Annotated in this window: 14 protein-coding genes; 6 read left to right on the top strand and 8 right to left on the bottom strand. The window is 66.7% G+C overall.

Annotated elements, in window-relative coordinates; all coding sequences use genetic code 11:
• Positions 1 to 11 precede the first annotated feature (11 nt).
• Positions 12 to 887, top strand: a complete 876-nt coding sequence (locus AC07M7_RS17785) for a cytochrome c oxidase subunit 3 (protein WP_046983897.1) — start codon at positions 12 to 14, stop codon at positions 885 to 887.
• Positions 888 to 907: 20 nt separating this feature from the next.
• Here AC07M7_RS17785 and AC07M7_RS17780 read toward each other — a convergent pair whose 3' ends face one another.
• Positions 908 to 1,126: a twin transmembrane helix small protein gene (locus tag AC07M7_RS17780; protein ID WP_010484233.1), complete on the bottom strand. Its 219-nt coding sequence runs from the start codon at positions 1,124 to 1,126 to the stop codon at positions 908 to 910.
• Positions 1,127 to 1,183: 57 nt separating this feature from the next.
• On the opposite strand from AC07M7_RS17780, the gene AC07M7_RS17775 reads away from it, so the two are divergent.
• The 4 genes from AC07M7_RS17775 to cyoE are packed head-to-tail and all read left to right on the top strand — an operon-like array spanning position 1,184 to position 4,592.
• The gene (locus AC07M7_RS17775; protein ID WP_495207959.1) at positions 1,184 to 1,900 is read left to right on the top strand and encodes an SURF1 family protein; all 717 of its coding nucleotides are present in this window, start codon (positions 1,184 to 1,186) and stop codon (positions 1,898 to 1,900) included.
• A gap of 50 nt (positions 1,901 to 1,950) precedes the next feature.
• The gene (locus tag AC07M7_RS17770) at positions 1,951 to 2,520 is read left to right on the top strand and encodes a redox-active disulfide-containing membrane protein (RefSeq protein ID WP_012509837.1); all 570 of its coding nucleotides are present in this window, start codon (positions 1,951 to 1,953) and stop codon (positions 2,518 to 2,520) included.
• A gap of 10 nt (positions 2,521 to 2,530) precedes the next feature.
• Entirely contained in the window at positions 2,531 to 3,694 is a 1,164-nt protein-coding gene (locus AC07M7_RS17765; protein ID WP_495207958.1) for a COX15/CtaA family protein, read from the top strand.
• Between the two features lie 4 nt (positions 3,695 to 3,698).
• Positions 3,699 to 4,592, top strand: coding sequence for a heme o synthase (cyoE, locus tag AC07M7_RS17760; RefSeq protein WP_004138490.1), 894 nt, complete (start codon positions 3,699 to 3,701; stop codon positions 4,590 to 4,592).
• Positions 4,593 to 4,714: 122 nt separating this feature from the next.
• On the opposite strand, the gene AC07M7_RS17755 is transcribed toward cyoE, so the two are convergent.
• The 6 genes from AC07M7_RS17755 to rpsU all read right to left on the bottom strand — a co-directional run bounded on the left by AC07M7_RS17755 (position 4,715) and on the right by rpsU (position 9,882).
• On the bottom strand, positions 4,715 to 5,686 hold the full coding sequence (locus AC07M7_RS17755; RefSeq protein ID WP_495207957.1) for a bile acid:sodium symporter family protein: 972 nt from the start codon (positions 5,684 to 5,686) through the stop codon (positions 4,715 to 4,717).
• Positions 5,687 to 5,714: 28 nt separating this feature from the next.
• Positions 5,715 to 6,215 carry a protein tyrosine phosphatase family protein gene (locus tag AC07M7_RS17750; RefSeq protein ID WP_136639632.1) on the bottom strand — a complete coding sequence of 167 codons (501 nt, stop codon included), beginning with the start codon at positions 6,213 to 6,215 and terminating at the stop codon, positions 5,715 to 5,717.
• 27 nt (positions 6,216 to 6,242) lie between these two features.
• Positions 6,243 to 7,982: a DNA primase gene (gene dnaG, locus AC07M7_RS17745; RefSeq protein WP_430767152.1), complete on the bottom strand. Its 1,740-nt coding sequence runs from the start codon at positions 7,980 to 7,982 to the stop codon at positions 6,243 to 6,245.
• A gap of 60 nt (positions 7,983 to 8,042) precedes the next feature.
• Positions 8,043 to 8,987 carry a YihY/virulence factor BrkB family protein gene (locus AC07M7_RS17740; RefSeq protein ID WP_046983890.1) on the bottom strand — a complete coding sequence of 315 codons (945 nt, stop codon included), beginning with the start codon at positions 8,985 to 8,987 and terminating at the stop codon, positions 8,043 to 8,045.
• A 103-nt stretch (positions 8,988 to 9,090) separates the two neighbouring features.
• Positions 9,091 to 9,534: a GatB/YqeY domain-containing protein gene (locus AC07M7_RS17735; protein WP_046983889.1), complete on the bottom strand. Its 444-nt coding sequence runs from the start codon at positions 9,532 to 9,534 to the stop codon at positions 9,091 to 9,093.
• Positions 9,535 to 9,666: 132 nt separating this feature from the next.
• A complete protein-coding gene (gene rpsU / locus AC07M7_RS17730; protein WP_002808376.1) occupies positions 9,667 to 9,882 on the bottom strand; it encodes a 30S ribosomal protein S21 in 216 nt (71 codons plus the stop codon).
• 166 nt (positions 9,883 to 10,048) lie between these two features.
• On the opposite strand from rpsU, the gene tsaD reads away from it, so the two are divergent.
• A complete protein-coding gene (tsaD, locus tag AC07M7_RS17725) occupies positions 10,049 to 11,074 on the top strand; it encodes a tRNA (adenosine(37)-N6)-threonylcarbamoyltransferase complex transferase subunit TsaD (RefSeq protein WP_495207956.1) in 1,026 nt (341 codons plus the stop codon).
• A 33-nt stretch (positions 11,075 to 11,107) separates the two neighbouring features.
• Here the strand turns inward: tsaD and AC07M7_RS17720 are convergent, their stop codons facing one another.
• Complete coding sequence (locus AC07M7_RS17720) at positions 11,108 to 11,761, bottom strand: hypothetical protein (protein ID WP_253079368.1); 654 nt, start codon at positions 11,759 to 11,761, stop codon at positions 11,108 to 11,110.
• Positions 11,762 to 11,920 lie beyond the last annotated feature (159 nt).

Raw genomic sequence — 11,920 nt, 5'->3', positions numbered from 1 at the left:
GGATACCGACCATGGCCCAGACACCTACCGACGCCAACGTGTACTTCGTCCCGGCCCAGAGCAAGTGGCCGTTCGTCGGTTCCATCGCGATGATGGTGACCATGGTGGGCGTGGCCAGTTGGCTCAATGACGCCAGCTGGGGCCGCTGGACGTTCTACATCGGCGTGGCGATGCTGGTGCTGACCCTGTTCTGGTGGTTCAGCGACGTGGTGCGCGAATCGCAGGCCGGCAACTACAACCATCAGGTCGATGGGTCATTCCGGATGGGGATGATCTGGTTCATCTTCTCCGAAGTGATGTTCTTCGGTGCGTTCTTCGGCGCGCTGTTCTACACCCGCAACCTGGGCCTGTCGTGGCTCAGTGGCGAAGGCCGCGGGGTGATGACCAACGAGCTGCTCTGGCAGGGCTACTCGGCGGGTTGGCCCACCAATGGCCCGGCGGCGATCGGTGGCACATTCCAGACCATTCCGGCCTGGGGCCTGCCACTGATCAATACGCTGATCCTGCTGACCTCCGGCGTGACCCTGACCATCGCCCATCACGCGCTGAAGGCCGGTAACCGCCGCCAGCTGCTGATCTGGCTGGGCCTGACCGTGGTGCTCGGCCTCGGCTTTTTGACCCTGCAGGCGGAGGAGTACATCCACGCCTACAAGGAACTGAACCTGACGCTCGGTTCGGGCATCTACGGTTCGACCTTCTTCATGCTGACAGGCTTCCACGGCGCACACGTGCTGCTGGGCACGATCATGCTGATCGTGATGTGGCTGCGTTCGGCGAAGGGACACTTCACCCGCGACAACCATTTCGGTTTCGAAGCTGCCGCGTGGTACTGGCACTTCGTCGACGTGGTGTGGCTGATGCTCTTCATGTTCGTCTACGTGCTTTGACCGAGCACGTATCGGTGGCCTCAGCCGCCGATGCCGTGCGGTTTGATCCAGCCCATGTAGATGCTCACGATCACCAGTACGATCAAGGCCACCGACACCCCGATGCGGCGTGTCAGTGCGTTGACCGTGCGCTTGGTCTGGCCGCGGTCGACCAGCAGGTAATACAGGCCGGCGCCCAGATTCCAGACGATGACGATCAGAAACGCGATTACCAGCAGGGTCTTCAGCGAATCACTCATGCGCGGCTCGAGGGCAGGGTGGATGCGCCTATCTGACCGCGTTTGCGCGGACTTGTCATGATGCGCCAGCACACGCGCGCGATCGGATGGCTGTTGGCGGTGCTGGCGATGGCCGGTTTCAGCGCATTGGGGCTGTGGCAACTGCAGCGCATGCATGCCAAACAGGCAATGTTGGATGCGCAGGGTCCAGCTGTGGCACAGGCGTTGCCGCTGTCGCAGGCACTCGCGGCCCCCGGCGCGTTGCACGGTGTGGCCGACCATGGCCGTTTCCTGCCCGGCGTGGTGCTGCTGGACAACCAGACCCGGCATGGCCGCGCCGGGGTGAAGATCTATCGCCCGTTCCGCAGTGACGAAGGCAGCGTGCTGCTGGTCGATCTGGGGTGGCGCGCGCTGCCGCCGGATCGCACGCTGCCGGATGTGCCGGCACCCCCTTCGCCAGTGGCCGTGCGCGGGCTGCTGGCGCCGCCGCCGTCAGCGGGACTGGCACTGGGGCCCGCGTTCTCCGCTACCGATGAGGCCGGGCGTTGGCTGGCCAGCCGCTTGCCCGCCAAGGGCCTCGCGGCGGCGCTTGGCCTGCCGGCATTGCCCGACCGCGTGCTGCGGCTGGATCCGGCGCTGCCCTTCGGCGACGAACGCGATCTGGACCTGCTGCCGAACACGCTGCCGCCGCAGCGCCACCTGGGCTACGCCGTGCAGTGGTTCGGGTTGGCCCTGACCGTGCTGGTCGTTGCGCTGGTGCTGGAGCGGCGCAGGAGACGGCCCGTTGCCCGGTAGTGCCGGCCGATGGCCGGCATCCCTTTCCCAACCATGAGAAAATGACCCGCATGAACACTGCTACGTCCCCGCAGGCGCGCGGCTCCGGCCGCCGGACCTTGGTGCTGCTGTTTGCCGTGTTCTTCGGGGCGATGGCGCTGGCCGCCGTGCTGCGCTTCACCGGCTGGCAGCCGACCGGGCATCGCAATGCCGGCCAACTGCTGAAGCCGCCGGTCGACCTGCGGCAGCAGGCTCCGGCCCTGGCCAATGGCCAACCCTACCCCTGGAACCCCGAGGCGCGTACCTGGCGTCTGCTGGTGGCGCCGGCCGGGGCCTGCGATGCGCAGTGCGTCACTTTGTCGCAGGGACTGGGCAAGGTGTGGCAGCTGTTCGGCCATAACGCCGATAATGTCGAGATTCTGTGGCTGGGAACGCCACCGGCGTCGATCGCCTCGCTGCCCGCGTTGCGGCCGCTGGCTCCGTCGCCAGCCCTGCGCGCGGCGTTGCCGGGCGTCGATGATCCGGCGGGCCTGCCGGTCTACGTGATCGATCCGAACGGCTTCGTGATCATGCGTCATGCCCCGGGCAGCGACCTCGGTGGCCTGCGCAAGGACATGGCCACGTTGCTGAAACTGAAGTGAGTCCTGTTTGATGAGCCTTTCCGCGCGTCCGGCGCTGCACCGCAATTTCCACCGCCTGGCGTGGTTCGCCATGATCATGACCGCGAGCACGATCATGTTCGGTGCGTTCGTGCGCCTGTCCGATGCCGGCCTGAGCTGCCCGGACTGGCCGACCTGCTATGGCCAGGCCACCTGGCCGCAACACGTGGAAGAGACCATTGGCCACCCGGCGGCAGAGATCCGCCCGCTGGAGACCCATAAGGCCTGGCGTGAGCAGGTGCACCGCTTCCTGGCCGGCGCGCTGGGCATCGAGATCCTGACCCTGGCGCTGCTGGCCACGCGCAAGCGGCGATTCGGAAGCACGGCGGTGGTGACCGCCTGCGTACTGGTGGCCGCCGGCATACCGCTGTACATGATGGGCTGGCATGGCACGGCCAGCGCCTTGGCGCTGATCGGCGAGGCGATCCTGCTGATCGCCGCGCTGCGCTGGAGCAACATCGACCTGGCGCGTGCGGCGTTGCTGACCCTGGCAGTGGTGATCTTCCAGGCCTTGCTGGGCATGTGGACGGTGACCCTGCTGCTGAAGCCAGTGGTGGTGATGGGCCATCTGCTGGGCGGCATGCTGATGTTCGGCCTGCTGGTGTGGATGGCGTGGCGCGCCACGCACATGCCGATCACCCTGGCCGAAGCACCGAAGCTGAAGTGGCTGCTGCGCATCGGCGTGGCGGTGCTGGTCACCCAGATCGCACTGGGCGGTTGGGTCAGCGCCAACTACGCGGCGCTGGCCTGCGGCGGCGGCAGTGCCTCGCTGGACAACTTCCCGCGCTGCGCCAACCAGTGGTGGCCGCAGCACAATTTCGTCGAGGGCTTCACCCTGTGGCGCGGCATCGGCGTGGACTACGAAGGGGGCGTGCTGGATGGCGCCTCGCGTATCGCCATCCAGATGGCGCACCGCATGTTCGCGGTGGTGGTGGCCGTCTACCTGCTGTGGCTGGGCGTGCGCCTGTTCCGGGTGCCGAGCATGCGTGGCTGGGCCAGCGCGCTGGTCGCGCTGCTGGTGCTGCAGGTCACCCTCGGCATCCTCAATGTAAAGCTGGCGCTGCCGCTGGAAGTGGCGGTGGCCCACAACGGCGTGGCCGTTGCCCTGTTGTTCGTGCTGGTCAGCCTGCTGGCCCGCCTGCGTGCCCCGGACTGATTCCATGTTTTCCAATTACCGCCAGTACTGGGACCTGACCAAGCCCAAGGTCGTCGCCCTCATTGTTTTCACTGCCCTGGTCGGCATGGTCCTGGCCATCCCCGGCGTGCCCAGCTGGGAGCAGGTGCGCGCCGGCGTGCTCGGCTTCCTCGGCATCTGGCTGGCGGCGTCGGCCGCGGCCGCGATCAACCAGCTGCTGGATGCGCACATCGATGCGCAGATGGCACGTACCTCGTGGCGGCCGCTGGTGGTGGGCAAGGTCAAGCCGTGGCAGGTGCTGGTGTTCGCCAGCGTGCTGATCGTGCTGTCGATGGTGATCCTGGTGCTGTGGGTGAACCTGATCACCGCGGTGCTGACCTTCGCCTCGCTGATCGGTTACGCGGTGATCTACACCGTGTACCTCAAGCGTGCGACCTCGCAGAACATCGTCATCGGCGGTCTGGCCGGCGCGATGCCACCGATGCTGGGCTGGGCCGCAGTGACCGGCATGCAGGGCTCGTCGGACTGGGCGTACTCGTCGCTGCTGGTGCTGATCATCTTCATCTGGACGCCACCGCACTTCTGGGCGCTGGCGATCTTCCGCCGCGAGGATTACGCCAAGGCGGAAATTCCGATGCTGCCGGTCACCCATGGCGTGGTGCACACGCGCAAGCAGATCATGGTGTATTCGGTGGTGCTGGCGCTGGTCTGCCTGCTGCCGTACCTGGTGGGCATGAGCGGTGCGTTCTACCTGGGCGGCGCGATCGTGCTCAACGCCGTGTTCCTCTGGTACGCCTGGCGCATGCTGGACCCGCCGGACGAACTGTTCTCGATGAAGATGTTCTATTACTCCATCGTCTACCTGATGGCGCTGTTCGCCTTCCTGCTGGTGGACCACTGGATCCTGCCCTGGTTGTAATCTCGGGGTCCGATCCCCGAAGGGGCTCTGACCCCGTATGCACCCAGCCGAGCATCGGCTCGGTTCTACAGTAGATCCACGCCACGCGTGGATGTTTCTTCCGCAGCAACCCGCGCGTCGGGTCAGGGCTTGCGCCGCGCATACCGCTGCGCGATCACGCCGCAGACGATCAGCTGGATCTGGTGGTAGATCATCACCGGCAGCACGATGGCGCCGAGGCTGCCACCCGCAAACAACACCTTGGCGATCGGCACACCCGTGGCCAGGCTCTTCTTCGAGCCGCAGAACACAATGGCGATCTCGTCCTCGCGATTGAAGCGCAGGCGGCGGGCGATGAAGGTGATCAGCGGCATGGCGATGCCGAGCAGCACCGCGGCGGCGACGGCCACGGCCAGCAGCGACAGCAGCGGCGTCTTGCTCCACAGCCCTTCGGTCACCGCTTCGCCGAACGCCGAATACACCACCAGCAGGATGGTGGCCTGGTCGGTGTAACGCAGCAGCGCACGCTGCTTTTCCACCCAGCCGGCGATCCACGGCCGCAGCAGGTGGCCGGCCACGAACGGCACCAGCAGCTGCAGCATGATGCCGCCGATGGCGTGCAGCGGGTCGTGCACGCCGCCGGAGGTGCCGGCCAGTGCGGTCAGCAACAGCGGCGTCAGGAACACGCCAAGGATGCTCGACAGCGAGGCGCTGCACACCGCGGCAGGCACGTTGCCGCGTGCCATCGAGGTGAACGCGATGGACGACTGTACGGTGGAGGGCAGGGTGCACAGGAACAGCACGCCCAGATACAGCTCCGGGGTCAGCAGCCAGCCCGACAGCGGCTTGAACAGCAGGCCCAGCAGCGGGAACAGGATGAACGTGCAGGCCAGGATGGTCAGGTGCAGCCGCCAGTGCAGCATGCCGCCGATGATCGACTCGCGCGGCAGGCGCGCGCCATGCAGGAAGAACAGCGCAGCGATGGCGACGGTGGTGACATCGTCGAGGACGATGGCGGCGGCGCCTTTCATCGGCAGCAGCGAGGCCAGGCCGACGGTGCACAGCAGGGCGAGGGTGAAGTTGTCCGGTCGCAGGCGCGACCACCAGCGGGTCATGGTGGGCAGAGTCCTTGGTGCGGAGGGTTCAGGGCGAGGTGACCGGTGTGGCCAGGCGCTGGCGGGTAGCGGCTTCCAGCGACTTCAGGCCGGCGCGCTGGCCGAGCTGCAGTGCCTGTTCTGGGCTGGCGTGTTCGTAGCGTGCGTTGACCAGGGCGAGCACGGCGCCGGCGCGGTTGCCGGAGGCGCAGTGCAGCAGCACCGGTCCCTGGCTCTGCTGCAGGGCCCGGTGCACGGCGCGCACGTTGACTGCATCGAGGCCGTCGGCGCCGGCCACCGGAATGCGTACATAGCGCAGGCCCAGTGATTCGGCCACGCGCGTTTCATCGAAGCCGCGGTCTTCGCCGGGCTGGCGCAGGTCGATCACGGTGCGCACGCCCTGCGCGGCCAAGGCCTGCAGCTGTGCGGCGCTGGGTTGGCCACCTGCATACAGGCCGGGGCGAACTTCGTTGAGGGGCGCGTCTTCAGCCCAGGCCACCAGCGGCAGGCAGAGCGACAACAACAGCAGGCAGGTCAGGCGCAGCAGCATGGTCCTCTCCGTGAAAACGTTCTGCCGCTACAGGCGCAGTCCGGCGCGGGCCTTCAGCAGCTCGCGCAGTTCGTACTTGTCAGTATCGTCCAGGCCTTGCTGGCGCTGCTTTGCCAACAACTCTTCCAGACGTTGCACCAGCAGCTGTTTCTCCAGCTGGGCGACGGCATCGTGCAGTTCCTGGGTCCACATCGCGTCGTCGCCGGGCATCGTCTGCGCGGCCAGTGTGTGCAGTGATGCCTGCTCCTCACGCCCGTCGAAGTGCTCCAGCAGGGCGCCGGTGCTGATGTCCGGTCGCTGCTCGACCAGCCCCAGCAGCTCCAGCAGCAGCTCCACGCCGGGCAGGCGCAGGCCCTGGAAGTGGTGCTTGCCGCCCAGCGTCAGCGCCAGCGAGGGCTGCTGCAGCAGCACGGCGATCGCGCCGCGCACCAGGCTGCGCTTGGCCACTGGCTGGATCGTTCGCGAGGGCTGGCGCTGCGGCATCGGCGCGCGCGCGGCCTGGGCGTTGCCGCCGAGCCCGGTCAGCTGCGCCAGCTGCTGCTTCATCAGGTCGCCGAAGGCGCCGTCGGGAATCTGCGCCAGCATCGGCTTGGCCCGCTCGGCCAGGCGCGCCTTGCCATCGAGCGTGCCCAGGTTGACCTCGCGGGTGAGCTCGTCGAAGAAGAACTGCGACAGCGGCGTGGCCTGCTTCAGGCGTTCGTTGAACGCCTCGGCGCCTTCCTTGCGCACGATGGTGTCCGGGTCCTCGCCATCGGGCAGGAACAGGAAGAAGGCCTGGCGGCCATCCTTCATGCGCGGCAGCACCGACTCCAGCGCCTTCCAGCCGGCGCGGCGGCCGGCGGCGTCGCCGTCGAAGCAGAAGAACACGTCCGGCGCGTTGCGGAACAGCAGTTCGGCATGGTCCGGCGTGGTTGCAGTACCCAGTGTTGCCACCGCCTGGGTGACCCCGAACTGGAACAGCGAGACCACGTCCATGTAGCCCTCGACCACGATCAGCCGCTCGATCTTCTGGTTGGCCTGGCGCACCTGCCACAGGCCGTACAGTTCGCGGCCCTTGTGGAACAGCGCGGTCTCGGGCGAGTTGAGGTACTTGGGGCCGTCGTCCTTCTCGAACACGCGGCCGCCGAAGGCGATCACCCGGCCGCGGCGGTCGAAGATCGGGAACATCACCCGGTCGCGGAACTTGTCGTAGACGTGGCCGCGGTCGTTCTTGGAGAACAGGCCGGCGCGGTCGAGCAGCTTCATGCGCCGCTCGTCCTTGCCCAGCGCATCGCGCAGGCCGCTGTAGCCATCCGGCGCATAGCCGATCTGGAAGCGGGCGCGGTTCTCTTCGTCCACGCCACGGCCATCCAGGTAGCTGCGTGCCTTTTCGCTGCCCTGCAGGTTGCTCTGGAAGAACTTCGTGGCCGCCTCAAGCGCCGAATACAGCTCGCGACTGTCGTCCTGCTGCTGGGGGCTGCGCGGGTTCTCGCTGCGGGGCACTTCCATGCCGGCGCGCTTGGCCAGTTCATCCACCGCGTCGAGGAATTCGAGGCGGTCGTAGTTCATCAGGAAGCTGATCGCGGTGCCGTGCGCGCCGCAACCGAAGCAGTGATAGAACTGCTTGGTGGGCGAGACCGTGAACGACGCCGAGCGCTCGTCATGGAATGGGCAGCGCGCTGCGTATTCCTTGCCCTGTCGCTTCAACGGCACGCGGCTGCCCACCACCTCGACGATGTCGGAGCGGGCGAGCAGGTCGTCGATGAAAGCGTCGGGGATACGGGCCATGGGCAACAGAACGGGGCGCGGCCGCCAGGGCGCGCAGCAGGGGCGGCAGGTTCCCCTAGTTTACTCGCTGGCGATGCCGGGGCTGGCCTGTTCGGACTCGACCCCAGCCCTGGCCAGTTGCGCCCGTGCATGCTGGCGTTCGTCGATCACCGCAGTCATCAGCGCGCCGACGAAGAACACGGCGGTGGCGTAGTAGATCCAGACCAGCGAGATCACCAGCGCGCCCATCGAACCGTAGGCACTGCCCGGGGCCACGGTGGCGATGTAGACGCCGATGCCATAGCGGCCGAGGGTGAACAGCACCGAGGTGATGGCACCGCCGATGAAGGCCTGCCGCCAGGCCACGCGGCGGTCCGGCAGGTAGTGGTAGAGGAAGGCGAAGGCCAGCGTGTACAGCAGCAGCGAGGTGAGGTAGCCGATTGCCGGCAGTACCGATGGCAGTTGCGCGAACACCACCTGCAGCGCAGTGGTGGCGGTCATCGACAGGATCAGCAGGAAGCCCAGTGCCAGCACCACGCCGAACGAGAACACGCGCTTGCGCAGCCAGGCCTTGATGCCTTCCAGACGCTGGCCGCTGGTGTGGAAGATCCGGTTCAGCGCATTCTGCAGCTGGGCGAACACGGCGGTGGCGCCGATGAACAGCAGCAGCGTGCTCCACAGCCCGGCCAATGAACCGACGCTGGGCTGGCTGTTGGCGTTGTGCAGCACGGTGTCGGCAACACTGGCCACGCTGCTGCCGGCCACTGAACCGATCTGGCTGATCAGCGTCTGTTGTGCAGGTGGGTACAGCGAGGCGGTCAGCCACAGCAGCAGCACCAGCAGCGGTGCCATCGACAGCAGGGCGTAGAAGGAGACCGAGGCGGCCTGGGTCAGCACGTCGATTTCGACGAAGCGCTTGGCGACGGCCATCGGGAAGCTGTCCTGCAGGCGGTCAGCGTAGTGGCGAAGCCGTGCGGGAATGCCGTGGGGACGCGTGTCGGCGGGGGAGTGCGATTGCTCGACCATGGGGATGTTGTAGCAGCCGGGGGTCGAAGGTGCGGTGAAGCGGGTGCATCAATGGGGTCAGAGCCCTTCCGCGATGCGAAAGGGATCCGACCCCGGCAATGGCTTACGCCAGCTGCTGCTTGACCAGCTTGGAGACCAGACCCATGTCGGCCTGGCCAGCGAGCTTGGGCTTCAGTGCGCCCATCAGCTTGCCCATGTCGGCCGGACCGGAAGCGCCGGTTTCGGCGATGGCGGCCTGGATCGCGGCGACGATCTCGGCTTCGCCCATCTTGGCCGGGAGGTAGGCTTCGATGACCACGATCTCGGCGCGCTCGATCTCGGCCAGGTCTTCGCGGTTGGCGGCTTCGAACTGGCTGACCGAGTCCTTGCGCTGTTTGACCATCTTGTCGAGCACGGCGATCACGGCGGTGTCATCCAGCTCGATGCGCTCGTCCACTTCGCGCTGCTTGATGGCGGCGTTGATCAGGCGGATCACGCCCAGCTTGTGCTTCTCGCCCGCCTTCATGGCGGCCTTCATGTCTTCGGTGAGCTGCAGCTTCATGCTCATGAGGAACCTCGTGGTGGTGGTGGGGCGGGGCGGATGCCCGAACCCGGAAACGCAAAAAGCCGGCGACGCTCGCGCGTGCCGGCTTCGGCTCCATCGCGACAGGCAAGCCCATCGCAATGAAGATGCGTCCGATCAGTACAGGCGCTGACGCTTGGTAACGTCGCGCGACGAGCGGCGCAGCTGACGCTTCACAGCAGCGGCGGCCTTGCGCTTGCGCTCCTGGGTCGGCTTTTCGTAGAACTCGCGCTTGCGGGTTTCGGCCAGCACACCGGCCTTTTCGCAAGTGCGCTTGAAGCGGCGAAGAGCAAACTCGAAGGGCTCGTTCTCGCGGACTTTGACGCTGGGCATGGAATCTCCGGGACACAGTAGAACCGGGTCACGCCCGGCGAGCCGCACATTATAGCGGCGAATAGACAAACTGCAAGCGGCCAACCCTGAATACGGGCCAGAGGTTCGAAAGCAGTGAGACCTGCGCGTCCCCCGAGGGGGCGGCAGGGGCGTCATAATAGCAGGCATGCGAGTCCTTGGCATCGAATCTTCCTGTGATGAGACCGGCGTGGCGGTGTATGACACCGACCTGGCTGGCAGCGCGGCCCTGCGCGCCCATGCGGTCTACAGCCAGATCGCCCTGCACGCCGAATACGGTGGTGTGGTGCCCGAACTGGCCAGCCGCGACCACGTCCGCAAGCTGCTGCCGCTGGTGCGCCAGACCCTGGCCGAAGCCGGCCTGGGTGTAGGTGATATCGACGGCGTGGCCTATACGGCCGGTCCCGGCCTGGTTGGCGCGCTGCTGGTCGGTGCGGGTGTGGCCCGCTCGCTGGCCTGGGCGCTGGAGGTACCGGCGGTGGGCGTACACCATATGGAAGGCCACCTGCTGGCCCCGCTGATGGAAGACGACCCGCCGCAGGCGCCGTTCGTGGCGCTGCTGGTGTCCGGTGGCCATACCCAGCTGGTGGCGGTGGATGCGATCGGCCAGTACCGCCTTCTGGGCGAGACCCTGGACGATGCGGCCGGCGAGGCCTTCGACAAGACCGCCAAGATGATGGGCCTGCCCTATCCGGGCGGTCCGCAGCTGGCCAGGCTGGCCGAGCAGGGTACGCCGGGCGCCTACCGCTTCGCGCGGCCGATGACCGACCGCCCGGGGTTGGATTTCAGCTTCTCCGGCCTGAAGACCCAGGTCCTGATGGCCTGGCGCGACAGCGATCAGAGCGAACAGACCCGTGCCGACATCGCCCGCGGCTTTGAAGATGCGGTAGTCGAGACTCTGTCGATCAAGTGCGAGCGCGCGCTGGAAGCGGCCGGGACCAACGTGATCGTGGTGGCTGGCGGCGTCGGCGCCAACAAGCGCCTGCGCGCACGCCTGCAGCAGATGGCCGAGCGCCTTGGCGGCCGTGCCTGCTTCCCGCGGCCGGCGTTGTGCACCGACAACGGCGCGATGATCGCCTTCGCCGGCGCGCTGCGCCTGCAGGCCGGCCAGCACAGCCCGCCAAAGGTCGAGGTTACCCCGCACTGGGACATGGCGACCCTGCCGGCGGTCTGAGCCCGTAGCGCCGGGCCACGCCCGGCGAACGCATTATGGATGCCCTGCCAACGGCGACGCCGCCAACACCGTCGTCGCCCGCTCATGGCGCTGCAACCACCCCAGCGTATGTGGGCAGCGGGCGTGGATCAGCCGCCCGATCGCCGCCAGGTCGGCACCGATGTCGCGTTCCAGGATGGGTTCGTGGTGGGCGATCCGATTGCGCAGGAGGCGGATGCGCCCGATGTCTGCGTGGATGTTCGTGCGAACCACGCTGAGAGCATTCTGTGGCGCGTTCGGCAACGCAATCTTCAAGCCCCGCGTCCAGATGGCTCCCTCGAAGCGCCGCGTGAAAAGCTGCTGCCAGAACGCGAAGCGAAGGCTGGCGATGATCTCCTGAGTGTCCATCCGACGATCTGCCTGTCTATGGATATCCTGCAAGGCCGACAACGCGCCATCTGCTGGCATCCGCTGCAGCAGTGCAGGATGCCAAGGCCAGCGCGGCCCATAGGCATGTGCCAGCGCCGCGGCCACCGCGTTGCGGATTACGATTTCACAGACGTGCAGGGGGGATAGCAGCGCGCCGCACATCTGCATGTTCCATACGTAAAGCGAGGCGGCATCCAAAGAGTGCCGGTCCGCGATACGTTTGTACGTCGCCCATCGTGGGCGTGACAGCGCTGCCTGCAGTATTCGTTGCTCTCTCATCAAATACGGACCACATGGCGGATCACCAGCCTGCGCTGGTTGCCGCTGGCGTGATATCGGGCAATGCCGCTGCGTCAGACAGCAGAATTCCTCTATCGCCTTGAGCTTCCACCAACATGTCGCGATTGACTCTGGACCGTAGAGGAAATGAACGTCATG

The organism is Stenotrophomonas sp. GW821-FHT09E08 (genome assembly GCF_059416125.1).
The sequence above is the reverse complement of the archived record's forward strand: the minus strand, read 5'-3'. Positions and strand labels throughout refer to the sequence as shown.